Source organism: Streptomyces sp. NBC_01237 (genome assembly GCF_035917275.1).
In the GTDB taxonomy this organism is placed as follows: domain Bacteria; phylum Actinomycetota; class Actinomycetes; order Streptomycetales; family Streptomycetaceae; genus Streptomyces.
Genome location: NZ_CP108508.1, coordinates 6,229,161 through 6,252,403 on the forward strand (window position 1 = coordinate 6,229,161; position 23,243 = coordinate 6,252,403).

Below are 23,243 nucleotides of genomic sequence, written 5' to 3' on the forward strand. Positions count from 1 at the left end.
GGCAGAAGTCGCACAATCGCTGACGGAAGGTGACGTCCTGGGCGGCGCGGCACCCCGCCGGTTCGGGGATACTGTGCGAAGGTCTAGGGTTCGGCCGTCCGCCGATACACGGAACCCATGGGCGGACACCGGACCAGCAGCGACAGCGGGGCGTGTGAGGCCGGGAGGGGCAACCGAGCGCGACGCGTCTGGGGGACTTGGCGATGGACCCGACACACCGGGGACCGGAAGAGTACGGGCATGACCGCGAGCGCCAGGGGGAAGACGCCGGCGAGCGGCGGCAGTCACCCGAACCGATGACCCCCGACTTCGGCCGGCACACACCGCAGCAGGCCCGCATGGTCCAGCTCGTCTCCGGCGACCTGCTGCTCACGGTCAACCCGGTCGACGGCAGCGAGGTCGAACCCTGCCCGCCCGGCGAACACCCCGCCGCGCCCGTCCGGCGCACCGCCGCCCAGCGCACCGGCCGCGAGCGCGCCACCGCACCGCCCGTCCCGCCGGGCCCGCCCGGTCCGCAGCTGCCCCTCCTGGAGCGCCAGGAGGAACGCGAGCGGCTGGTACGCCTGCTGGCCCGCGGCCGCTCCGTACGGCTCACCGGCACGGCCGGATCCGGCCGTACGGCCCTGCTGAGCGCCGTCGCCGCCGACTGCGCGGAGCTGGCGCCCGACGGCGTCGTACGCCTCAGCGGTCACAAGCGCACCATCACGGACCTGCTGTACGGACTCTTCGACGCGGTCCACCTGGCCCCGCTGCACCGCCCGGACCGTGCGGAACTGCTCGGACTGCTGCGCGGTATCGGCGCCGTCGTCGTGGTGGACGACCTGGAGTTCGGCGGTGCCGCGCTGGACGAACTGCTCGACGCCACCCCCGAGTGCGCCTTTCTCCTCGGTACCACCCCCGATGTGACGGCGCCCACCGACGACGCCCACCTCGAAGAGGTCCTCCTCGCCGGGCTCGGCCGGGGCGCCTCCCTGGAACTGCTGGAGCGGGTCGTCGAACGCCCGCTCACCGACGAGGAGGCGAACTGGGCGGGCGACCTCTGGTTCGAGTCCGAGGGGCTGCCGCTGCGCTTCGTCCAGGCGGGCGCCCTGCTGCGGCGGCGCGACCACGCGCGCACCGGTCCCGAGACGTACGGCTCCTCCGAGCCACGGCCGGGCGACGCGTCTCCGCTGCCCCTCACGGCGGCGTCCCCCTCCCCGGATCTGCCGAGCCTCGGTGAGGGCGCGGCGCCCGCCGCCCTGCTGGCCTCCGGACTGAGCCGGGCGGCCCGGGACACCCTGCGCATCGCCGTCGCGCTCGGCGGCGAGGTACCGCACCAGGCGCACCTGCCGGCGCTCGTGGGGGACACCCACGCCGACGCCGCGCTCGGCGAACTCGCCGGGTGCGGTCTGCTCTCCCCGGCCGGACCCCGCTTCCGGCTGGCCGCCGGGGTCCTCGCCCAGCTGGAGACGGGCGGCTACGGCGAGGACGCCGCCGCCCACGCCCGCAGCGCCGCCCAGCACTACGCCTGGTGGGCGGGCCACCCCTCGGTCACCCCAGAGCGGGCCGCCGCCGAGGCCGACGCCGTCATCGCCGCGATGACCCGGCTGGTACCGGGCGACGAGGCCGGACAGGCCAGCGCCGCCGTCCTGCTGGCCCGCAGCGCCGCTCCGGCCTTCGCGGCGGGGATGCACTGGGGTGCCTGGGAGAGGGTCCTCAGGATCGGCCAGGAGGCCGCCAGGATCGCCGGTGAGGTCGCCGAAGAGGCTTACTTCCACCACGAGTTGGGTGTCCTGGCGCTCTGCACCGGAAATCTGGACCGGGCCAGGGCCGAACTGGAGACGTCGATCGGTATGCGCGGTGCGCTGGCCGACAAGTCCGGTGCGGTGGCCGGACGCCGCGCGCTGGCACTGGTCGCCGACCGCTCCGGCAGCCTCGCGCCGGTGGCCGGGAGCGCGGTGGGCGAGGAACTGCCCGCCGCACGCCAGGAGGAGACGGCCACACCGCACGGCGGAATTCCCGTGCTGCCGCTGTTCCCGCAGCGGACCGAGGAGTCCGCGACCCTGGTCTCCCGGCAGGCCGAGGTGTCTGCGCAGGGCACCGGATCCGCCCGGTCGCTGCGTCGCACGGTCCTGGGCGGCGCGCGGCGCAACCTGGTCGCGGTCGGTGCGGGGGTCCTGCTGGTCGCCGTGCTCGGCACGGTGGTGACGCTCGGCGCGACGTCCGGCGGCGATACGCCGGAGGGTCAGAAGGTCACCACCGAGCAGTCGGCCGACGACGGGGACAGCGAGGACGGGTTCCCCGCGGACGAGCCGACGGACGGCTCCGCGTCCGGCGGCGGTGCGCCCGCCGGCAGCGGTTCCCTGTCCCCGGGCCCGTCGGATCAAGCCACCCCGAGCGGCAGCGGCACCCCGTCACCGGGGACCTCCGGACCGGACGGGACCCCGTCCACCGGCGAGCCGACCAGCGGGCTGCCGACCGGCCCCTCCTCGTCCGGTCCGTCCTCGACGGGGAAGCCGACGGACCGGCCGACCAAGCCCCCGACGACGCCGCCCACGACGCCGCCGACCACGCCTCCCACCACACCCCCGACGACGCCGCCCACGGACGAGCCGACCGACGGGCCGACCGAGCCGGACACCTCCATGTCGGCGAGCGGCCCGGCGGCTTCGGGCAGCGCCCCGGACACGGTCCAGGGCATCCCGTCGTAAGGGCTGTCCCGAAATCCCTGGCGGGCGCGCGACGACAGCCACGGCACCTCGCGGCGTTGTCTCATCGCCCGCGTCCATCCCGTATGCGGACGTCCCTCCGCCTTGCGACGCACCGCATCCGACGCCGCGCGCCGATCCACCAGGGATGACGGGACGGCCCTTGGCCCGTACGGGGAAGGGAGCGCCCCCGGGAACGCCGACGCCGGACCGGCCGTGGGAACGGGCCGGTCCGGCGAAGGACGAGGGGCGGGGATCAGAACAGGCGCAGCTTGTCGTCCTCGATGCCGCGCATCGCGTCGTAGTCCAGGACCACACAGCCGATCCCGCGGTCCGTCGCCAGGACGCGGGCCTGCGGCTTGATCTCCTGGGCGGCGAAGACGCCCCTGACCGGTGCGAGATGGGGATCGCGGTTCAGCAGCTCCAGGTACCTGGTCAGCTGTTCCACGCCGTCGATGTCACCGCGGCGCTTGAGCTCCACGGCCACCGTCGCCCCGTCCGCGTCCCGGCACAGGATGTCCACGGGGCCGATCGCGGTGGGGTACTCGCGGCGGATCAGGGTGTGGCCCTCGCCGAGGATCTCGATCCGGTCGGCGAGCAGTTCCTGGAGGTGTGCCTCCACGCCGTCCTTGATGAGACCCGGGTCGACGCCCAGTTCGTGGGACGAGTCATGGAGGATTTCCTCCATCGTGATGATCAGTTTCTCGCCCGCCTTGTTCACCACGGTCCAGACGCCTTCGCTGTCGTCGGCGCCCTCCTTCAGGGTGCACGGCGGGGACATCCAGTTGAGGGGTTTGTACGCCCGGTCGTCGGCGTGGATCGACACGCTGCCGTCCGCCTTCACCAGGATCAGACGAGGGGCGGAGGGGAGGTGGGCTGTGAGCCGGCCCGCATAGTCGACGGAGCAACGGGCGATGACGAGACGCATGGTCGGCACGCTACTCGACTACCGGGGTTCCACGCGATTCACCGCCTTCGCACCCGAAGGCGCTCTTGACAGCGGCCCGCGAACTTGCCCCTCTTTGAGCCCCTTCATCAGGTGGCCGGTTGTGTTCCCAATCTCCTGGTGCGGCCCGGACTGCACCCTTACCGTGGAAGCAGGAGGTCGCCGTCCGTGTACGCTGCGTCGCCGTCCTCCTTCCATGCCCGTAAGGCCCCGGCCGCCCGCCGGGGTCGCGAGAGGAGAACCCATGTCGCTCGACGTCTCACCGGCGCTGTTGGAACAGGCCGAGCGAGGCGAGGTCGATGAAGCCGACTTCGTCGACTGCGTCCGGACCTCCCTGCCCTACGCATGGGAGATGATCAGCTCTCTGGTGGCCCAGCTGAAGGTCGACGGCGGACAGTTCGCCGACAACCAGACGCCGCCGCCGGACGAGCAGGCACGTGGCCAGCTGCTGCGTGCGCTCGCGAGTGATGCGATCCGCGGCGCGCTGCAGCGGCACTTCGGGGTGCGTCTGGCATTCCAGAACTGCCACCGTGTCGCGGTGTTCCCGCTGGATGCCTCGGTCGACGAGCGACTGGCCAAATTCACCTCGGTGAGGGGTCAGTTGCTCAACCAGTCGCCCGAACTACGGGACTGCTGAACGCTTCTGCTGCCGTCCCGGCCGCAGGAGGTGCAACTGGCTCCGGGGCGGCAGCTCCCGTACCACCAGCACCACCGATACCACCAGCACCACCAGGATCACAGGGTGCCACCGGCACCGAAGGCTCCGTCGGCACTACCTGGACCATCCGGACCACCGGCACCATCAACACCGTCGGCGCGCTGCGGTCACTTCAGGAGCGGCAGTACCTCGGTGCCCAGCCGACGCACGTTCTCCTCGGTCGCCGCGAGGTCGCCCGAACCCTCCACGAGAAGCGCGAAGCGCGTGATGCCGGTCCGTTCGGCCGTCGCCGCGAGGCGGTCCGCCGCCAGCCGGGGCGGACCCACCGGATGCAGCCCGCACAGCAGTTCCGTGTACGCGACGGGGTCCCGCATCACCCGGTGCCTGTTGTCGACCGTCACATGGGCGCCGAGCCCCTGGCGCAGCCAGCCGGGCATGGCCTTCACCAGCGTCTCGGTGGCATCGACGGGATCGTCCGCGATCTGGGCCACCCCCGCGGAGACATGTCCGGCCCCCGCCACGACCTCCGGCGGATGACCCGCCTCCCGGGCCGCCGTGCGCCACAGCTCGACCATCCCGGCCTTCTCCTCGTCGCCGCAGTGCATGCCCAGCAGCATCGGCAACGCCTTGCCCGCGGCCAGCCTCACACTGTTCGGCGAGGTGCAGGCGACGACCACCTCGGGCCCCCGCGGGCCCGCGGGGCCGTCGCTCAGCAGTTCGTCGGCGCGCGGCACCACCGCCACCTCACGGAAACCGAACCGTTCGCCGCGCCCCGCCACCCGTGGTGCGCGCAGCCAGTCGAGAAGCAGCTCCAGCGATTCCGGGAAGCCGTTCTCGTACGCGTCGAGACCGCCCCCGAACACCTCCAGGTCCACCCACGGACCGCCCCGGCCCACCCCGAGGGAGAACCGTCCGCCGCTGGTGAGGTGCAGCAGTGCCGCCTGCTCGCCGAGCGCCACCGGGTGGTGGTTGGGCAGCACGCTCACCGCCGTACCGACACGGATTCTGCGGGTACGGCCGAGCAGCAGCGCGGCCAGGGTGACGGCGGACGGGCAGACCCCGTACGGCACGAAGTGATGCTCTGCCAGCCAGACGGAATCGAGTCCGGACTCCTCCGCCACCTCGGCGGACCTGACCGCCCGGTGCAGGGCTTCCCCCTGCCCCTGCCCCGGAAACTGTGCTGCCAGTACGAACGTTCCCACGCGCATCGCCTGTTGCCTCCTTGCGGCCGGCGCGGTTCTCCCCTGTCGGCAACAACGTCTGACACGTGCCAAAGGCACGGTCCGCACCGAAGTTGTTGCGATTTTCCGCTAACTCACCCCGTTGCCGGAGGCCGCCGCGTGCCCCACGGGACGTCTGCCCCGGCGCGATGGCTCTAGGCTGGAAGGACCCTGCCCGTTCAGCCCGTGAGGTGTCACGTGTCCCCGCGCCGCAACCGCCCCCGAGGCGGCGAGAGCTCCACCGACAGTGCGAGTACGCCGGGGGAGCGGTACGGCGGGGGCGGGTCCAGCGAGAACTGGCAGGGCGAGGACTGGTCGGTGCGCCCGGTGAGCGGTGCGAGCGCGCAGGGCAAGCGCTACCGCTGCCCCGGCTGCGACCAGGAGATCCCGTCCGGCGTCCCGCACCTCGTCGCCTGGCCCGAGTTCGGTGGCATCGACGACCGGCGGCACTGGCACAAGGCGTGCTGGAACGCGAGGGACCGCCGCACCACACGGGTGCAGCGGTCCAGGAACGCGCCGCGCTACTGAGGGTTCAGACGTCGCGCCGGTCCATCGAGACGAAGGCGCCGGCCATGGCCACGGCCGCCACCCCCAGCATGATCCACAGCGGCTCCCAGCCGGACGGCCCGGAGTTGCTGATCGCGGCCCCGTAGAGGGCACCGAGCTGGTTGGGGATCGAGTACTCGAAGAGCGCCCGCTGGAGGCCGGACAGGCTCTCGTAGAACATGAACATCGCCAGCACGAGCGGCAGCAGCACCACCGCGATCATGATGGTGATGGCGCCCGCGGAGTGCCGGACGATCGCGCCGAGCCCCATCGAGAGCAGGCCGAGCAGCGCGATGTAGAGCCCCACGCCCACGGTGGCGCGCAGCCAGTCGCTGCCCGTGGCGTCCGCACCGTCCAGGACCACCGTCTGGAACACCGCGACGATCGCGGCCGTCACCGTGGTGATGGTGAAGGACAGCAGGAAGAAGACGGCCGCCTTGGCGGTCAGCACCCGGCCCCGGCTCGGGCAGGCCGTCAGCGTCGTACGGATCATGCCGGTGCCGTACTCGGAGGAGATCGTCAGCACACCGAGGGTGATCACACAGATCGACCCGAGGAGCACTCCGAAGAAGCCGAGGCTGAGCACCGGCTCGTCGCTCAGGTTCGCGTCGGTCGCGGCGACGGCGAACGCGGACAGCAGCCCGACGGCGAACATCAGCGCGATCATCACACCGAGCGTCCACAGGGTGGAGCGTACGGAGCGGATCTTCGTCCACTCGGAGGCGATGGCGTCCCCGAGCGTGGGGACCCGGACCGGGATCGGTGAGGCGTACGTGCCGTGCGGGGCGGGCCAGGCCCCCTGCGGCTGCTGCTGGGGGGCCTGCGGGGTGGCCGGCGTCGTCATCGGGGGTCCTCGCTGGTCTTGCGCTCGGTCGGGGCTGCGGCGGGGGCCGCGGGCTCCACCGCGGGGGCCGGGGGAGCCACCGGGGGAGCCGCGGGGGCCGCGGGGGCGGCGGGCGGCACGGGAGCGGCCGGAGGGGCCGCGTACGGGTTCGGTCCGGGCGGCGGCGGGGCGTACCAGCCCTGCTGCGGCGCCTCGGGGGCCTGCGGCTGCCCGTATCCGCCGCCGTATCCGGGGCGGTCCCCGTAGCCGGCTCCCAGGGGCCCGTGGGCCCCCGGCGGCGGCTCCAGGAGCCCCGCCTTCGCGTCCGCCGTCGAGCGGTAGTCCACGGCGCCCTGCGTCATCCGCATGTACGCCTCCTCCAGCGAGGCCTGGTGCGGCGAGAGCTCCCACAGCCGGACGTCCGAGGTGTGCGCCAGATCACTGATCCGGGGCAGCGGGAGTCCGGTCACACGCAGGGCGCCGTCCGGCTCCGGCATGACCCGGCCGCCCGCCTCGGTGAGCGAGGCGGTCAGCTTCTCCCGCTGCTCGGGCGCGCCCTCCGGGACGCGTACCCGGGCGAAGTCGGCGGAGTTCGCGGAGATGAAGTCGGTGATACCCATGTCGGCGAGCAGCTGACCCCGCCCGATCACGATCAGATGGTCGGCCGTGAGGGCCATCTCGCTCATCAGATGGCTGGAGACGAAGACGGTCCGCCCCTCGGAGGCCAGCATCTTCATCAGGTTGCGGACCCAGAGGATGCCCTCGGGGTCGAGTCCGTTGACCGGTTCGTCGAAGAGCAGCACCTGCGGGTCGCCCAGGAGCGCCGCCGCGATGCCGAGCCGCTGCCCCATACCGAGCGAGAAGCCGCTGGAGCGCCGTTTGGCCACGTCCTGGAGCCCCACGACACCCAGCACCTCGTCGACCCGGGCGGAGGGGATACCGCCCAGCTGCGCCAGCGACAGCAGGTGGTTCCGGGCGCTGCGGCCGCCGTGCACCGCCTTGGCGTCCAGCAGCGCGCCCACCTGGCGCGGAGCGTTCGGCAGACTGCGGAAGGCATGGCCGCCGATCGTCACATGGCCCGAGGTCGGCCGGTCGAGGCCGAGCATCATCCGCATGGTGGTGGACTTGCCCGACCCGTTGGGACCGAGGAAACCGGTGACGGCCCCCGGCCGCACCTGGAACGAAAGGTTGTACACGGCCGTCTTCGCGCCGTAGCGCTTGGTCAGGCCGACTGCCTCGATCATTCTCCAGCCCCATCGACTTATCTGTCGTCGGGGCCCGGGCTGCCTGGCCGCACGCCCCCGTAAGAGTTAGGAGGATAACCAGCGCTTGACGGTTCCGGCCAAGTTCCGCTGCCGGACGGCAGGTGCCGGGGCGCGATTTCCTACGCGTCCCGCTTTCTCAGGACGACGTATCCGCCGATCACCGCCGCCGCCACCCAGGCGAGGAGGATCCCGAGACCGCCCCAGGGTCCGTACGGTGCCGGATCGCTGTTCATGGCGTCCGGGACCACCTGCATGATCTTGGAGCCCGCCTGGTCGGGGAAGTACCGGGCCACGCTCTTGGCGCCCGGGACCGCGGACAGGATCTGCGAGACGAGGAAGAAGAACGGCATCAGGATGCCGAGCGACAGCATGGAGCTGCGCAGCATCGCCGCCACGCCCATCGAGAAGATCGCGATCAGGCCCATGTAGATGCCGCCGCCGAAGACCGCGCGCAGCACGTTGTCGGCGCCGATGTCCGTACGGTGGTCCCCCAGCAGGGCCTGGCCCAGGAAGAACGAGATGAAGCTGGTGGCGAGGCCGACGACCAGCGCCAGGACCCCGGCCACCGCGATCTTGCTGAAGAGGAACGTGGCTCGCTGCGGCACGGCCGCCAGCGAGGTGCGGATCATGCCGGAGCTGTACTCCGTACCGACCACCAGCACGCCGAACACGACCATCGCGAGCTGGCCGAGGATCATTCCGGAGAAGCTGACGAAGGTCGGGTCGAAGGTGGCGCGCTCCGCGTCGGAGAGATCGTCGAACTGGGAGTTCATCAGGGCGCAGAGGGCCGCGCCCATCGCGACGGTGACGACGAACGCGGAGATGAGCGTCCATGTCGTCGAGGAGACCGTGCGGATCTTGGTCCATTCGGAGGTCAGGACCGCGGTTACCGATGCCATCGTCGTCACGCCTCCTTGCCGTCGCCGGAAGCGCCGCTGCCGCCCGGTCGGTTCCACTGGTCGCCCCAGCCCGCTCCCACCCGCGGTGGCGGCGCCCCGTCCCGTTCCGAGTGGGCGTGGTACTCCACGGAGCCCGCGGTCATCTGCATGAAGGCTTCCTCCAGTGAGGCCCGCTGGGCGCTCAGCTCGTGCAGCACCAGCTGGTGCCGGGCGGCCAGCTCACCCAGGGCCTCGGTGGAGGCGCCGTCGATCTCCAGGGTGCCGTTCCCCGACTCGATCACGACGATGCCCTCCGCGTGCAGCACATCGCGCAGCCGTTCCTGCTGCGGGGAGCGCAGCCGTACGTAACTGCGCGAATTCTCGTGGATGAAGTCGGCCATCGAGGTGTCGGCGAGCAGTCTGCCCTGACCGATCACGATCAAATGGTCGGCCGTCAGTGCCATTTCGCTCATCAGGTGCGAAGAGACGAAGATCGTCCGGCCCTCGCCGGCGAGTGTCTTCATCAGATTGCGGATCCAGTGAATGCCCTCGGGGTCCAGACCATTGACGGGTTCGTCGAACATCAGGATCTCGGGATCACCGAGCAGCGCGGACGCGATTCCGAGCCGCTGGCCCATACCGAGGGAGAAACCCTTGGACTTCTTCTTCGCCACCGCGCTCAGGCCGACCGTGTCGAGAACTTCCGCGACCCGGCTCTCGGGGATGCGATTGCTCTGCGCGAGGCACAGCAGATTGTTGTACGCGCTGCGACCGCCGTGCATCGACTTGGCGTCGAGCAGCGCCCCGATGTACTTCAGCGGCTCCCGCAGCTCGTGGTAGTTCTTGCCGTCGATGCGCACGGAGCCGCTGGTGGGGTTGTCGAGATCGAGCATCATCCGCATCGTCGTGGACTTGCCCGCCCCGTTAGGGCCCAGAAAACCCGTCACCATTCCGGGCCGGATCAGGCAGGACAACTGGTCGACGGCGACCTTGTCGCCGAATCGCTTGGTGAGTCCGTCAAGCTCGATCATGCGTTCACGCTAGAACGGCCGCGCGCCCGGCGCCACCACAAGGGCGGAACCGGGCGCACGAGCGGTACGGCTGAGGTACCCGAAGGGTCAGCGGCCCTGCTGAGCCGGGACACCACGGGTGACGGGCTCGTCGTCCGCCGGCGAACCGGCCGCGGCCACCGCGGCACCGGTCAGCGTCGCCAGCATCTCGCGGACGTTGGTCAGCTGCGCGTTGATCGAGTCGCGGCGGTTGGTGAGCGCCGCCAGCTCGCGCTCGGACTCGCTGCGGATCCGGTCGGCCTTGGCGTTCGCGTCGGCCACGATGTCCTCGGCCTGGCGCTGCGCGGTCTCCACCGTCTGACGGGCCCGGCGCTCGGCGTCCGTACGGAGCTTCTCGGCCTCCAGGCGGAGCTGCTCGGCGCGGTGCTCGATCTCGGCGAGACGCTTCTCGGCCTTGGCCTGACGGGACGCGAGGTCGCGCTCCGACTGCTCGCGGCGCTTGGCCAGGTTCGTCTCGAAGTCCGCGGCGGCCTGAGCGGCCTTGGCGCGGGTCTCCTCGAAGAGGGCGTCCGCCTCCTCGCGCTTGGACTGGGCGTCCTTCTGCGCCTCGGTGCGCAGCGTGGTCGCCTCGCCCTTGGCCTTCTCGACGATGCGAACGCCCTCGTCCTCGGCCTTCGACTTGCGCTCGGCCGCGAACGACTCGGCGTCGTTGCGCACCTGCTGGGCGGCCGACTCGGCCAGCTCACGGTGCTGCTCGGCGGCGCGACGGGCCTCCTCACGCAGGTCCTTGGCCTCCTCCTCGGCGAGGCGGAGAATCTTCTCGACACGGGCACCGAGACCGGCGTACGACGGCTCTGCGTCGTTGACCTGGGCCTGGGCGTTCTGCGTTTCGAGGTGGAGTTCCTCGATGCGCTTTTCCAGAGAGGTGATTCGGGCCAGAGCACTATCACGGTCGGCGACGAGCTTGGTGATGCGGTCGTCCACCTGACCGCGGTCGTAACCACGTCGCACGAGCTCGAAGCCGAAGGGGGAGGAAGGGTCGCTCATGGGGTTCCTGTCGAATGAGACCGGTGAGGTGATAGAGGGAATCCTAGGGGCCTGAACGGCGTGTCAGCGTGCAGATGCCGGTTTGATCTGGAGAATGACACCCCTTTTGAGTGGCTGACCTCCGGAGTACTTGCTCCCCGAAGGGTTGAATGTCCATGACGAAGCACGGGACATCGCGGTCCGGACACTCCTGACGAAGTATCGGACATCGCCGGTCCGCTCACCCCTCGGACGACTTGCCACCGGACCGTGTACCCGCCGCCGCCGTGGCCTTGGTGCTCCCCGGGGAACTGCCGTTGGCGGGCTTGGTGCCCCCGGTCGGTGCCTCGAAGGACTCCAACGCCTCCAGTACGTCCTGGACCCGTGAGATCTCCGTATTGATGTCCGCCCGCCTGCGTACCAGTACGTCCAGCTCCCGCCTGCCCTCGTCGACCATCTGCTTCGACTCGGTCTCGGCGTCGGCACGCAGCTTCTCGGCCTCGCGGACCAGTTCGGCCTTCTTGGACTCGGCCTCCTTCAGGAGCGACTCGGCCCGCTTCACCGCCGCGATCCGGACCTTGCTCGCCTCCGAATTGGCCTCCGCCAGCAGCTCCTTGGCCTTCGCCGCGGCCTCGTCACGCTGCTCGGTCGCCGCCTTCATCAGATTGTCGACGCGCTCACCGGCGGTCTTCATCTGCTCGGAGGTCTCCCGGCGGGCCCGCTCGTGCAGCTCCTCGATCTCGCTCTCCAGCCGGGCCCGCAACTCCTCGGACCGCTCCCGGTTCGCGGTGGCGTCGCGCCGCGCGCCGACCAGCAGCTCGTCCGCGTCCGTACGGGCACGCTCCACCAGGGTGTTGCCCTCGACCGTCGCCTCGGACGTGATGCGCACGGCCTCCTTGCGGGCCGCGCCGACCATCGTGTCGGCCTGCGCCTCGGCCTCGGTGGCGGAGCGGAGCGCCTCCTCCTGGGCCTTGTTGACCAGCTGGTCGGCCTGCTCGGCGGCGTCGGCACGCCGCTTCGCCGCGGCCTCCCGGGCCTCGTCGAGCATCCGGTCCGCCTCCTGGCGGGCCTCGGCGCGCATCTGCTCGGCCGCCGACTCCGCCTCGGCCCGCACCCGTTCGGACTCCTCGCGGGTCCGGGCCGCGTGCTCCTGTGCCGAACCGACGGTCTCCGCCGCCTCCGCGCGCAGCCGCTCCGCCTCGTCGGTGGCCTCCGCGACGAGGCGTTCCGCCTTCTCGGCCGCGTCGGCGCGTCGCCGCTCGGCCTCGGTGGTGGCCTCCCCGACGAGCTGGTTGGCCGCTTCGCCGGCCTCGGTACGGATCCGCTCGCTCTCGGCCGTCGACTCACCGATGAGCAGATCGGACTGCGCCGCTGCCTCCGAACGGATGCGGTTCGCGTCCTGACGGGCCTCCGCACGGGCGCGCGAGGCGTCCTGCTCCGCCGAGGCGAGCGAGTCGGACGCTTCGGTACGGACCCGCTGGCTGTACTCCGAGGTGTCGGCGCGCATCCGCTCCGACTCGGCGATCGCGTCGGAGACCGTACGCTCGGCCAGCGCCTTCGCGGCCTCGGCCTCCTCGCCCGCCACCTGGCGGACGCGGTTGGCGTCCTCGGCGGCCCGCTCCCGCTCGGCGTAGGCATCCGCGCGGACCCGGTCCGCCTCCTCCTGCGCCTCGGTCCTGGTCCGGTCCGCGGAGTGCTCGGCGGCGGAGCGCAGCCCGGCGATCTCCTCCTCGGCCTGCTCCTGGAGACCGGCGACGGAGTCACGTACCTGCTGGGCGGTCTGCTCGGCCGCGGCGACCAGCTCGGTCGCCCGGGAGTCCGCCTCCTCGACGAGCCGCTGGGCCTCGGTCTGGGCCTCCTCGACGCGCTTGCGGGCGGAGGCCAGCAGCTCCTCGCTCTGCTCGCGGGCCCTGACCCGCTCCCGCTCCGCCTCGGTGCGCGCGGAACCCAGGGTCTCCTCGGCCTCCCGGCGGCGCCGGTTGGCCTCCTCCTGGGCGGCGGACAGCGCCTCGGCCGCCTCGGCGGCGACCCGCTCGGCGGCGGCGGCGGCCTCGGCCCGTACCCGGTCGGCACTGTCCTGCGCCTCGGACTTGAGCCGCTCCGCCTCGGCGGCGGCCTCGCCGCGCAGCCGTACGGCGACGTTCTCGCCCTCCGCGCGGGACTGCGAGGCATCGGCCGCGGCCTCGTCGCGCAGCCGCTCGGCCTCCGCCTCGGCCTGCTCCTGGAGGGTGCGCAGCCGCTCGGCGGCCTCCGTGCGCAGCCGCTCGGACTCCTCGTTCGTCTCGCGGCGGATGCGCTCCGCTTCGGTACGGGCCTCGCTCAGCGTCTCCTCGGCGCCCGCGAGGCGGGTCTCGGCCTCGGTGTGCAGCCGGCTCAGCTCGTCGGCGGCCTCGGCCTGCCGGGCGGCCACCGCGCGCTCGGTCTCCGCGCGGAGCTCGGCCGCCGCCTGCTCGGCCGCGGCGGTGAGGGACTCCGCCTGCTCCTCGGCCTCGGCCCGGAGCTTGTCGGCCTCGGTCCGGGTGCGCTCCAGGGTCTCCTCGGCCTGCTTGCGCAGGGTGGCGGCGCGCTCGGACGCCTCGGTGCGCACCCGCTCGCTCTCGGTGCCCGCGGAGGTCCGCAGCTCGTCGGCGTCCGACCTGGCCTTGGTCAGCAGCTCCTCGGCGGTGCGGGCACCCTCCTCCAGCTGCTGGACGGCCTCCCGGCGGGCCTCGCCGCGGATCCGCTCGCCCTCGGCGACGGCCTCGGAGCGCAGCTGCTCGGCCTCGCCGCGCAGCCTGCGGGCCTCCTCCTGGAGCTCGACCGTCTTGGCCCGGTACTCCTTGGTGTCGTCCTTGGCCGCGCCCTTGAGCTGGTCGGCCTGTTCGGCGGCCTCGCCGCGCAGCCGGTCGGCCTCGGCCTCCGCCTCGCGGCGGATCCGGTCGGCCTCCTCGCTCGCCGCGGAGGTGGTGGACCTGGCGTCCTCGGACGCCTTCGTCAGTACTTCCTCGGCGGTACGGGCGGCCTTGGCGAGCTGGGCCGCGGTGTCCTCGGCGGCCGTGGTGCGGGCCTTCTCGGACGCCTCGGCGACCAGCCGGTCGGCCTCGGCGCGGGCGTCGCCGAGGGCCTGTTCGGCCTCTTCCTTGAGCGCCTCGGCACTCTTGGTGGCCTCGCCGACCAGCCGGGCGATCTCGGACTTGGCCGTACGGGTGCGCTGCTCGTTCTGCGACTCGGCGCCGGCCAGCCGCTTGACCGCGGTCTCCTTCGCCTCGGAGACGACCTTCTCGGCCTCCAGGCGGGCCTCGCGCAGCCGGGTCTCGGCCTCCTGGAGGCGCTGGTCGGCCGACCGGTTCAGCTCGGCGGTCTGCTGCCTGGCCTGGCCGGTCTCGGCGGCTGTCGAGGTGCGCAGCTGCTCGGCGTGGCTGCTGGCCTCCTGGGCCTGTGCGGACGCCGCGTTCAGCAGGCGCTCGGCGTCCTTGCGGGCGCGCAGCAGGACCGCTTCGGCTTCGGAGCGGGCCGACTCGGTCTCGGAGCCGAGCCGTCGCCGGGTCTCCTCGGCGAGCCGGTTGGCCTCGTTGCGCGCGGCGGCCAGGGACTGCTCGGCCTCGGCGCGGGACTCGTCCAGGAGGCGGCGGGCCTGGGACTCGGTGCGGGCGCGCAACTGCTCGGCCCAGGCGACGTTCTCGTTGACGTGGGACTCGACGGTCTGGCGGCGTTCGGCCAGCTCCTGGTCGAGCCGCTGTCTGCGCTGGACGGCCTCGGTGTGCAACTCGGCCTGGAGCCTGGCCTGGTGCTCGGCGTGCTCCTGAAGAATCCGCTGCGTCTGCGCGCGGGCGTCGCGGAGCTCGCGCTCGGCGTCGCTGCGCAGCTGGTCGGCCTGGATCTGGGCGTTACGGAGCAGCTGGTCGGCCTGGTAGCCCAGGTCCCCGCTGTCGTAGGCGGGACGGGTCGCGAGATTGCGCCGGGCCTCGTGCAGCTTGGCGCGCAAGACCTCGACCTGGTAACCGAGGTCCTCGGCGTGCTGGACGGCCTTCTCCCGGTCGGTCTTCAGCCGGTCCATCTCGGCTTCGAACCGCGAGAGATGATCGTCAGCTCGGTGGCTCTCCTGGCGTTCGTAGCCCCGCACTGCGCGGTCCCATCCGTCCCCTGGTCGCAACTCTCCAAACGAGCACCGTTCGCCGGCGAACGGCCCCCCGGGGAATGGTGACAGACAAACGACGGGGACGCGGTGCGGCCCCGACCCGGCCCCGGCCCGGAACAGCCCACTCTACCGGCCCAGGTATGCGGAGGTCAGTGCTCCGTCCGGGACGTGACCAGTTCCGTGAGCACACCGTGGCAGTCCTTCGGGTGCAGGAACGTGATCCGCGACCCCATCGACCCGGTCCTGGGCTCGTCGTACAGCACCCTGACGCCCTTCTCCCGGATGTCCGCGGCGTCCTGGTCGACGTCGGCGGTGCCGAAGGCGATGTGGTGGACGCCCTCCCCGTTCTTCGCCAGCCACTTGCCCACGGCCGAGTCCTCACGGGTCGGCTCCAGCAGCTGGAGGTAGGAGGCCCCGCCGTCCGAGGTCCCGTTGATCTTGAGCATGGCCTCCCTGACGCCCTGCTCCTCGTTGATCTCGGAGTGGAACACCTCGAACCCGTACGTCGCGCGGTAGAACTCCACCGTCTTGTCGAGGTCGAAACAGGCAATCCCGATGTGGTCGATTCGCGTCAGCATGGATCCAGTGCAGCGCCCCGGACATGGTTACGCAACGTGCGCGCCATCACACCCTTTGCCGGATGACGGGCGAGGTACCGCTCAGTACATTCAGGTAAACCCTCGTTCACATACAACCCCAAGGGGCCGTGCCCATGTCAGGAACGACCGGTACCACCACCTCAGTGATCGTCGCGGGCGCCCGTACGCCCATGGGCCGCCTCCTCGGCTCGCTGAAGAGCTTCTCCGGGGCCGACCTCGGCGGCATCGCCATCAAGGCCGCGCTGGACCGGGCCGGGATCGGCGGCGACCAGGTCGAGTACGTGATCATGGGCCAGGTCCTCCAGGCCGGGGCGGGGCAGATCCCGGCCCGCCAGGCCGCGGTCAAGGCCGGCATCCCGATGAACGTCCCCGCGCTCACCGTCAACAAGGTGTGCCTCTCCGGGCTCGACGCCATCGCCCTGGCCGACCAGCTCATCCGCGCCGGGGAGTTCGACGTCGTCGTCGCCGGTGGCCAGGAATCCATGACCAACGCCCCGCACCTGCTGCCGAAGTCCCGCGAGGGCTACAAGTACGGCGCGATCGAGATGCTCGACTCCATGGCGTACGACGGTCTGACCGACGCCTACGAGAACATTCCGATGGGCGAGTCCACCGAGAAGCACAACACCCGCCTCGGCCTGGACCGCGCCGCCCAGGACGAGATCGGCGCCCAGTCCCACCAGCGTGCCGCCGCCGCCCAGAAGAACGGCATCTTCGAGGCCGAGATCACCCCGGTCGAGATCCCGCAGCGCAAGGGCGACCCGGTCCTGTTCGCCAAGGACGAGGGCATCCGCGCCGAGACGACCGTCGAGTCGCTGGGCAGGCTGCGCCCCGCCTTCGCCAAGGACGGCACCATCACCGCGGGCACCTCCTCGCAGATCTCCGACGGCGCCGCCGCGGTCGTCGTCATGAGCAAGGCCAAGGCGCAGGAGCTCGGCCTGGACTGGATCGCCGAGATCGGTGCCCACGGCAATGTCGCGGGCCCGGACAACTCGCTCCAGTCACAGCCCTCCAACGCCATCAGGCACGCTCTGAAGAAGGACGGCCTCACCGTCGAGGACCTCGATCTGATCGAGATCAACGAGGCGTTCGCGGCCGTCGCCGTTCAGTCGATGAAGGACCTCGGGGTCACCTCGGAGAAGGTCAACGTCAACGGCGGGGCCATCGCGCTCGGCCACCCGATCGGGATGTCCGGCGCCCGCGTGGTCCTGCACCTGGCCCTGGAGCTGAAGCGGCGCGGCGGCGGCACCGGCGCGGCGGCGCTGTGCGGCGGCGGCGGTCAGGGCGACGCGCTGATCATCCGCGTTCCCCGCTGAGGGCGGCCGCGGCCCCCTGGCCCGGCAGGTGACACTCGTAACCCCGAGAACTGAGTGAACGGAGCGGTGATGGTGGACGTCCCCACCCTGGTCGAGCAGGCGCGGCAGGGCAGGCCGCGGGCGGTGGCCCGGCTGATCTCGCTGGTGGAGGGGGCGTCACCGCAACTGCGCGAGGTGATGGCGGCGCTGGCCCCGCTGGCGGGCCACGCGTACGTCGTCGGGCTCACCGGTTCGCCCGGTGTGGGCAAGTCCACCTCGACCTCGGCGCTGGTCTCCGCCTACCGCCGGGCCGGCAAGCGGGTCGGCGTCCTCGCCGTCGACCCGTCCTCGCCGTTCTCCGGGGGCGCGCTCCTCGGCGACCGGGTGCGGATGTCGGACCACGCCTCCGACCCCGGCGTCTACATCCGCTCCATGGCCACCCGCGGACATCTGGGCGGCCTCGCCTGGTCGGCACCGCAGGCGATCCGGGTGCTGGACGCGGCGGGCTGCGACGTGATCCTCGTCGAGACGGTCGGCGTCGGCCAGTCGGAGGTGGAGATCGCCTCCCAGGCCGACACCTCCGTCGTGCTGCTCGCCCCCGGCATGGGCGACGGCATCCAGGCGGCGAAGGCCGGAATCCTGGAGATCGGCGATGTGTACGTCGTCAACAAGGCCGACCGGGACGGCGCGGACGCCACCGCCCGCGAGCTGAACCACATGCTGGGCCTCGGGGAGTCGCGGGGACCCGGCGACTGGCGCCCGCCGATCGTCAAGACGGTCGCCGCCCGCGGCGAGGGCATCGACGAGGTCGTCGAGGCGCTGGAGAAGCACCGGGCGTGGATGGACGAGCACGGGGTGCTGGCCGCCCGGCGCACCGCGCGGGCGGCCCACGAGGTCGAGACGATCGCCGTCACGGCCCTCCGCGAGCGGATCGCCGATCTGCACGGCGACCGCCGCCTGGACGCCCTGGCGGCAAGCATCGTGGCAGGCCGTCTCGACCCGTACGCGGCGGCCGACGAACTGGTGGCGGGGCTCACGGGCGAGTCCTGACGGTTCCCCGGGCGGCGTGCGGGCCGCCCGCGGGAACCGGCCCACGGCGCACCCCCGTCCCTTCTCCCTGAGAAGCCGTCAGTTATGGGACGCGGGTGCGCCGTTCGTTGCGCCACGGCCCTGCCGGGCGTGCGGCGCGCGTGGCAGGATGCCACGGGACACGCGCCGCGCCTGTCCTGTGGGTCGTGCGCACCGACCGTGCGCACCAGGGGGGAAGCGACGCATGCCGGGGCCGCTGCGGGAGGACTCGCCGAGACGGATCGGGCCGTACGCGATACGGGCCAGGCTCGGCGCGGGAGGCATGGGGGAGGTCTACCTCGGGGTACGGGACGAGGCGACCTGCGGGGCGGACACACCTGCCGGCGCCACGGGCGGTGCGGGTGCCCCGGACGCCCCCGGCGCTCCGGGCGCCGCCGAGCCCGTCGCCGTCAAGACGGTGCGCCGTGAGGTGGCCGGTGACCCCGGCTTCCGTACCCGCTTCCGGCGCGAGATCGCCCTCGCCCGCTCCGTCACGGGCCCCTGGCTCGCCCCGCTGCTCGACGGCGACGCCGACGCCGAGGTGCCCTGGCTCGCCACCGGCTATGTGGCGGGCCCGACCCTCTCGGCCGCGGTGCGCCGTTCGGGGGCGCTCGGCGAGGAGGAGGCGCGGATGCTCGGCGCCGGGCTCGCCCGCGCGCTGGAGGCCGTCCACGCGGCGGGCGTGGTGCACCGGGACGTGAAGCCGGGCAATGTGATGCTCGCCGCGGACGGCCCGCGGCTCATCGACTTCGGGATCGCCCGGAACCCGAGCGCCACCCCGCTCACCACCACCGGCCGGATGGTCGGCAGCCCCGCCTTCATGTCCCCGGAGCATGTCGCGGGCAGCGGACGCGTCGTGTCCGCGTCGGACGTCTTCGCCCTCGCCTCCGTGCTCTGCTTCGCCGCCACCGGGCGCGACCCCTTCGGCGACGGGCCCGTCGCCGCCGTGCTCTACCGGGTCAAGTACGTCGAGGCCGACCTGAGCGAGGTGCCGGCCGCCCTGCGCGCGGTCCTCGCGGACTGCCTGGCTGCCGACCCGGCAGCCCGCCCCACCGCCGCCGAACTCGCCGCGCGCCTCGCCCCGGACGCCGCCGTCGGCTGGCCGGCACCGATGGCGGAGCACATCGCCGAGCACGAGAGGGAGCTGGCCGTCCTCCGGGCGCTGGAGGGGCCCCTGCTGCCGGGGTACACCCCGACGGAGGCCGCCACCGGAAGCAGGGTGCCGGCCGATCGGCTGCCCACCCGCGGACCGGGCCTGCCCCCGGAGCCCACGCCGTCCGCCGCCCGTTCCCCGCTGCCGTCCTGGGGCCGCTACGCACGCGCCGCGGCCGTCGGGCTCCTCCTGGCCGGCGCCGCCACCGGCGGCCTGCTCGCCCTGCGTGACGACGATCCGGACGGGACCGGCGGCGCCGGAAGCCCCGGGGGTACCGGAGGCACACCCGCCCAGGTGCTCGCCGGGATCGACGCCCAGGGCGGACCCGCGGGCTCCGGCACCGTCCCCTACGGACGCGACATCCGCCCCGCCGGCTGGAAGCCGTGGCAGGGCAGGCTCGCCGCCGCGCCGCTGGGCTGCGCGGCCGGCCGGTACGCCGTGGTCTGCCGCAGGACCGACGGATCGTACGAGGCGCTGTCCGCCTCCGACGGGAAGAAGCTCTGGGACTACGCGGCAGCCGAGGAGAACGCCGGTCCGGGCGCGCGGGTCAGCCCGACCGGGCAGTTCTTCATGCCCGGCGGCTCCACCCGCCCGGCGATCCACGGCGACACCGTCCTCCTGGCCACCGGCAACCGGCTGCTCGCGCTGGACTCCCGTACCGGAAAGACGCGTTGGGAGAGCAGGTCCGGCGGCGCGCACTGGCTGGAGAGCGCCCCGGTGGTCGCCGACGGGCTGGTGTTCGCCGACATCGGCGACACCCCGCACGGCGCGCAGGTCGCCGCCTTCGACCTCCGTACCGGCGAGGAGAAGTGGCGCAAGCCGCTCGTCGGTGACGACATCACCCAGGCGCAGTGGTACGACTACTGGCCGCTGGCCACCGACGACGGGGTGCTCTACATCCTCGGCGGGGACGGGGTACGCGCGCTGCGCACGACGGACGGCGAGGAACTGGGCCGGGCCGACGACGAGACCACGGCCGACTGCCGGGACGCCCTCGTGCGCCTGCCCCTCGTCCACTGCTCCGTCTACACCCATACCACGGACGAGGAGGGCATCGCCGTCTACCGGCTCCGCGCGCCGTCGCTCAGGCTGACCGGACAGGTCGCGGTCACCCCCGAACTCACCACCGGCACCACGCTGGCGGCCGTCGACGACCACGTCATGGTCCTCGCACGCGGCAGTGCGCCCTGGGTGGACGACACGACCGCGCCGGAGATCGTCCTGACCGCGCGGGAAGGCGGCCGGGTGCTGGGCCGCTACCCCCTGCGCAAGGACGCGGGGGGCGGCCGCAGGAATCCGGTCTCCGCGCCGGTGATCGTGGCCGACACCCTCGTATGGGCGGACACCACCACGCTCTACAGCGTCCCGCTCAACGGCGGCTCCGCGCCCGGCAAGCTCCGCGGCACCCCGCTCAAGGGCGCGCCCGGCCCCACGGTCCCGCCGTCCTACGACGAGCTCGACTGGGGCGTGCGGTTCGAACAGGAGCTGCTGTCACCGGAGATCCTGCCGGTCGGCGGGGCCGTGTACGTCCTCTACGACCAGGGCACCGTCCTGTCCGTCCCGCTGCCGGGCCCGGCCGCCTCATGATCGGGCCGCTCGCCCCCGGCGTACGCACCCGGATCGGCCCGTACCAGCTGCTCGGCCTGCTCGGCGCGGGCGGCATGGGCGAGGTCTACCTCGCCCGGCCCGGCACGGCGCGGACCGCTTCCGGTGATCCGCTCGCCGGGCTCGTCGCGCTGAAGACGATGCACACCGGTCTCGACCTCGACGAAGGGTTCCGGATCCGCTTCCGCCGGGAGATCGCGGCGGCCGGTGCGGTGCGCAGTCCGCACTCGGCCGCGCTCGTCGGCGGGGACGCCGACGGTCCGCGGCCCTGGCTCGCCACCGAGTACGTCCCCGGCCCCACGCTCGCCGAGGCCGTCTCCCGCACCGGGCCGCTGCCCGAACCGGTGGTGCGCGCGGTGGGCTCGGGTCTCGCCCGTGCGCTGGCCGACATGCACGCGGTACGGGTGCTGCACCGCGACCTCAAGCCCGGCAACGTGCTGCTCGGCGCCGACGGGCCCAAGGTCATCGACTTCGGGATCGCGCAGGCGTTCGAGGCCACCCGGCTGACCCGGACCGGCGTGGTGGTCGGCACCCCCGGCTACATCTCGCCCGAGCACATCGAAGGTTCGCGGGCGCTGGTGCCCGCCTCCGACGTGTTCTGCCTGGGCGCCGTGCTCGCTCACGCCGCGTCCGGGCGCGGCCCGTTCGACGACTCCGACATGGCGGCGGTCATCTTCCGCATCGCTCACGGGGAGCCCGAACTCGGCGGCGTACCCGTGGGGTTGCGGCCGCTGATCGAGCGCTGCCTCAGCGCCCGCGCCGAGGACCGGCCGACACCGCCGGAGCTGGCCGGGCTGCTGTGGCCGGGGGAGTTCCCGGAGCCGTTCCCGTGGCACGACGCGGTGCGCGGGGAGTTCTCCCGGTACGCGGGGGAGGCGCGGGAGTGCGCGCGCTCGGCGCCCGCCGCGGACCGGGTGGTCGAGGCGGGTGCGGTGCCGGGGGCGCCCGGGGGCGGTGCGCCGGTTGGGGCGGCGCCCCTCGCCCGGCCGCCTGCCGTCCCAGCGCCCCTCGCCCCGTCGGCCGCTGCGCCGCTTTCGCCCCTCGCACCGGACCCGGCGCCGTCCCGGCGGCGCGGCCCGCGGATCGCGGTGGCGGCCGTCGCCCTCGCGGTGTGCGTGGCGCTCGGCGTCCTGCTGCTGCCGGGGCTGCTGGACGGGACCGGCGACGGGAGCGGCGGTGCGACGGGCGGGCGGCCCGGTGCCTCCGCGTCCCCCTCGCCGTCCGTGCGGCCCACCCCCGCCACGCTCGTCCCGGGTGCGGACGCGGGGCGCACCGGCGACTTCGGGGAGCGGGGCGCCGACAGCGCGGCGCGCCCCGCGGGGTGGCAGCCGTGGACCGGCGGGAAGGGCACCGGCGACCACGGCTGCGCGCTGTCCGGGGACACGCTGGTCTGTTCCGGCAGCCGCGGGGTGACCGCGCTGGACGCGGCGACCGGCACCGAGCGGTGGAACGTCCCGGAGCGGACCGGCGGCGATGCGGTGGGCACGGACGGCCGGTCGATCGCGGCGGTCGTCGAGGGCACGGTGTACGCGTTCGTTCCGGAGGCCCTCCTCGGGCTCCGTCTCACCGACGGCAAGGAGGTGTGGCGCAAGCCGATGCGGAAGGGGTACCTCGGCACCGGCGCCGTGTACGCGGACGGGGTGGTCCACTACGTCTCGCGGATCCGGGGCGGCTCCACGGGCCGGCTGGTCGCCCAGCAGGTGACGGGCGCGAAGCGGCCGGAGAGGTGGAGCGTGGAGTACCACGAGTTCCAGTTCACGCTGCTGGTCGCCGAGGGGCGGCTGGTGGCGGTCGGCGGCGACATCCGGATCTTCGACGCGGCCTCCGGCGACCGGCTGCCCGGAATCGTCCAGGGCGATGTGCCGTGCGGTGAACCGGTGCTGCGGAAGGCCGAGTTGCTCTGTCTGGGCGAGGAGGGCATCACCGTGATCGATGTGACCCGCACCGATCGGCGCAGAACTCTGGCCACGGCGGCGACCGCGTCGTACCGGCCCGCCGTCTCCGCGGACGGCACGGTCGTCCTCTCCTCGCCCGGCCGGCTGCGCGCGTTGCGCCTCTCGGACGGCGAGGAGCTGTGGAGCCATGTCTCGGATCTGGCGCTCGCCGGAGGTACGTCGGTCTCGGGCGATCACGCCCTCGTCGCCGACGGCGAGGTGGTGGACGCCTTCGCGCTGGGCGGCCGGGGGAGCATCGAGATGACGGAGCGCAAGGTCCTGAACGGACCGTTGGAGGACAGCTCCCGCCTGATCGCGGTCGGGGACGTGCTGTTCCTGTCCTTCGACAACGACGGATCGGTCGTGTCCGGCTTCGCACCCTGAGCCCTGAGCCCTGAGCCCTGAGCCCTGAG

Annotated in this window: 16 protein-coding genes; 7 read left to right on the plus strand and 9 right to left on the minus strand. The window is 72.8% G+C overall.

Translation table 11 applies throughout. The features are described from left to right. Nucleotides 1–203: 203 nt before the first annotated feature. On the plus strand, nucleotides 204–2,690 hold the full coding sequence (locus tag OG251_RS27905) for an ATP-binding protein (protein WP_326679698.1): 2,487 nt from the start codon (nucleotides 204–206) through the stop codon (nucleotides 2,688–2,690). A gap of 253 nt (nucleotides 2,691–2,943) precedes the next feature. Here the strand turns inward: OG251_RS27905 and nucS are convergent, their stop codons facing one another. Next, nucleotides 2,944–3,615 carry an endonuclease NucS gene (gene nucS, locus OG251_RS27910; protein WP_073727256.1) on the minus strand — a complete coding sequence of 224 codons (672 nt, stop codon included), beginning with the start codon at nucleotides 3,613–3,615 and terminating at the stop codon, nucleotides 2,944–2,946. Nucleotides 3,616–3,877: 262 nt separating this feature from the next. Here nucS and OG251_RS27915 point away from each other — a divergent pair, with 262 nt between their 5' ends. Further along, on the plus strand, nucleotides 3,878–4,270 hold the full coding sequence (locus tag OG251_RS27915; RefSeq protein ID WP_014048365.1) for an SCO5389 family protein: 393 nt from the start codon (nucleotides 3,878–3,880) through the stop codon (nucleotides 4,268–4,270). 188 nt (nucleotides 4,271–4,458) lie between these two features. Here OG251_RS27915 and OG251_RS27920 read toward each other — a convergent pair whose 3' ends face one another. Beyond that, nucleotides 4,459–5,499, minus strand: a complete 1,041-nt coding sequence (locus tag OG251_RS27920) for an LLM class flavin-dependent oxidoreductase (RefSeq protein WP_326679699.1) — start codon at nucleotides 5,497–5,499, stop codon at nucleotides 4,459–4,461. A 210-nt stretch (nucleotides 5,500–5,709) separates the two neighbouring features. Here OG251_RS27920 and OG251_RS27925 point away from each other — a divergent pair, with 210 nt between their 5' ends. After that, complete coding sequence (locus tag OG251_RS27925; RefSeq protein ID WP_266802790.1) at nucleotides 5,710–6,039, plus strand: ATP/GTP-binding protein; 330 nt, start codon at nucleotides 5,710–5,712, stop codon at nucleotides 6,037–6,039. Nucleotides 6,040–6,043: 4 nt separating this feature from the next. Here OG251_RS27925 and OG251_RS27930 read toward each other — a convergent pair whose 3' ends face one another. From OG251_RS27930 to mce, 7 genes are all read right to left on the minus strand, one after another. Then, a complete protein-coding gene (locus OG251_RS27930) occupies nucleotides 6,044–6,901 on the minus strand; it encodes an ABC transporter permease subunit (protein WP_326679700.1) in 858 nt (285 codons plus the stop codon). Then, the gene (locus OG251_RS27935) at nucleotides 6,898–8,124 is read right to left on the minus strand and encodes an ABC transporter ATP-binding protein (protein WP_326679701.1); all 1,227 of its coding nucleotides are present in this window, start codon (nucleotides 8,122–8,124) and stop codon (nucleotides 6,898–6,900) included. Before OG251_RS27935 ends, OG251_RS27930 begins: the two co-directional genes overlap by 4 nt. A gap of 140 nt (nucleotides 8,125–8,264) precedes the next feature. Next, complete coding sequence (locus OG251_RS27940) at nucleotides 8,265–9,044, minus strand: ABC transporter permease subunit (RefSeq protein ID WP_326679702.1); 780 nt, start codon at nucleotides 9,042–9,044, stop codon at nucleotides 8,265–8,267. Nucleotides 9,045–9,049: 5 nt separating this feature from the next. After that, entirely contained in the window at nucleotides 9,050–10,054 is a 1,005-nt protein-coding gene (locus tag OG251_RS27945) for an ATP-binding cassette domain-containing protein (RefSeq protein ID WP_326679703.1), read from the minus strand. 87 nt (nucleotides 10,055–10,141) lie between these two features. Beyond that, a complete protein-coding gene (locus OG251_RS27950) occupies nucleotides 10,142–11,080 on the minus strand; it encodes a cellulose-binding protein (RefSeq protein WP_266802785.1) in 939 nt (312 codons plus the stop codon). Between the two features lie 220 nt (nucleotides 11,081–11,300). Further along, a complete protein-coding gene (gene scy / locus OG251_RS27955) occupies nucleotides 11,301–15,161 on the minus strand; it encodes a polarized growth protein Scy (protein WP_326679704.1) in 3,861 nt (1,286 codons plus the stop codon). Nucleotides 15,162–15,325: 164 nt separating this feature from the next. Continuing rightward, nucleotides 15,326–15,754, minus strand: coding sequence for a methylmalonyl-CoA epimerase (mce, locus tag OG251_RS27960; RefSeq protein ID WP_326679705.1), 429 nt, complete (start codon nucleotides 15,752–15,754; stop codon nucleotides 15,326–15,328). A gap of 134 nt (nucleotides 15,755–15,888) precedes the next feature. Between mce and OG251_RS27965 the strand changes: the two genes are divergently transcribed. The 4 genes from OG251_RS27965 (at nucleotide 15,889) to OG251_RS27980 (ending at nucleotide 23,214) form a co-directional block, all read left to right on the plus strand. Further along, nucleotides 15,889–17,091, plus strand: coding sequence for an acetyl-CoA C-acetyltransferase (locus tag OG251_RS27965; RefSeq protein WP_073727236.1), 1,203 nt, complete (start codon nucleotides 15,889–15,891; stop codon nucleotides 17,089–17,091). Between the two features lie 69 nt (nucleotides 17,092–17,160). Beyond that, nucleotides 17,161–18,120, plus strand: a complete 960-nt coding sequence (gene meaB, locus OG251_RS27970) for a methylmalonyl Co-A mutase-associated GTPase MeaB (protein WP_326679706.1) — start codon at nucleotides 17,161–17,163, stop codon at nucleotides 18,118–18,120. A gap of 223 nt (nucleotides 18,121–18,343) precedes the next feature. Next, a complete protein-coding gene (locus OG251_RS27975) occupies nucleotides 18,344–20,878 on the plus strand; it encodes a serine/threonine-protein kinase (protein ID WP_326679707.1) in 2,535 nt (844 codons plus the stop codon). Beyond that, nucleotides 20,875–23,214 (plus strand): protein kinase domain-containing protein, encoded by a 2,340-nt coding sequence (locus OG251_RS27980; RefSeq protein WP_326679708.1) that lies wholly within the window; start codon nucleotides 20,875–20,877, stop codon nucleotides 23,212–23,214. Before OG251_RS27975 ends, OG251_RS27980 begins: the two co-directional genes overlap by 4 nt. Nucleotides 23,215–23,243: the final 29 nt, after the last annotated feature.

Excerpts from the sequence above, each read along its gene's own strand:
- OG251_RS27945 (WP_326679703.1), bottom strand. The coding sequence starts at position 10,054 with ATGATCGAGCTTGACGGACTCACCAAGCGATTCGGCGACAAGGTCGCC.
- OG251_RS27980 (WP_326679708.1), top strand. The coding sequence starts at position 20,875 with ATGATCGGGCCGCTCGCCCCCGGCGTACGCACCCGGATCGGCCCGTAC.
- OG251_RS27930 (WP_326679700.1), bottom strand. The coding sequence starts at position 6,901 with ATGACGACGCCGGCCACCCCGCAGGCCCCCCAGCAGCAGCCGCAGGGG.
- OG251_RS27905 (WP_326679698.1), top strand. The coding sequence starts at position 204 with ATGGACCCGACACACCGGGGACCGGAAGAGTACGGGCATGACCGCGAG.
- OG251_RS27935 (WP_326679701.1), bottom strand. The coding sequence starts at position 8,124 with ATGATCGAGGCAGTCGGCCTGACCAAGCGCTACGGCGCGAAGACGGCC.
- mce (WP_326679705.1), bottom strand. The coding sequence starts at position 15,754 with ATGCTGACGCGAATCGACCACATCGGGATTGCCTGTTTCGACCTCGAC.
- OG251_RS27965 (WP_073727236.1), top strand. The coding sequence starts at position 15,889 with ATGTCAGGAACGACCGGTACCACCACCTCAGTGATCGTCGCGGGCGCC.
- meaB (WP_326679706.1), top strand. The coding sequence starts at position 17,161 with ATGGTGGACGTCCCCACCCTGGTCGAGCAGGCGCGGCAGGGCAGGCCG.
- OG251_RS27915 (WP_014048365.1), top strand. The coding sequence starts at position 3,878 with ATGTCGCTCGACGTCTCACCGGCGCTGTTGGAACAGGCCGAGCGAGGC.
- nucS (WP_073727256.1), bottom strand. The coding sequence starts at position 3,615 with ATGCGTCTCGTCATCGCCCGTTGCTCCGTCGACTATGCGGGCCGGCTC.
- OG251_RS27940 (WP_326679702.1), bottom strand. The coding sequence starts at position 9,044 with ATGGCATCGGTAACCGCGGTCCTGACCTCCGAATGGACCAAGATCCGC.
- OG251_RS27950 (WP_266802785.1), bottom strand. The coding sequence starts at position 11,080 with ATGAGCGACCCTTCCTCCCCCTTCGGCTTCGAGCTCGTGCGACGTGGT.
- OG251_RS27975 (WP_326679707.1), top strand. The coding sequence starts at position 18,344 with ATGCCGGGGCCGCTGCGGGAGGACTCGCCGAGACGGATCGGGCCGTAC.
- OG251_RS27920 (WP_326679699.1), bottom strand. The coding sequence starts at position 5,499 with ATGCGCGTGGGAACGTTCGTACTGGCAGCACAGTTTCCGGGGCAGGGG.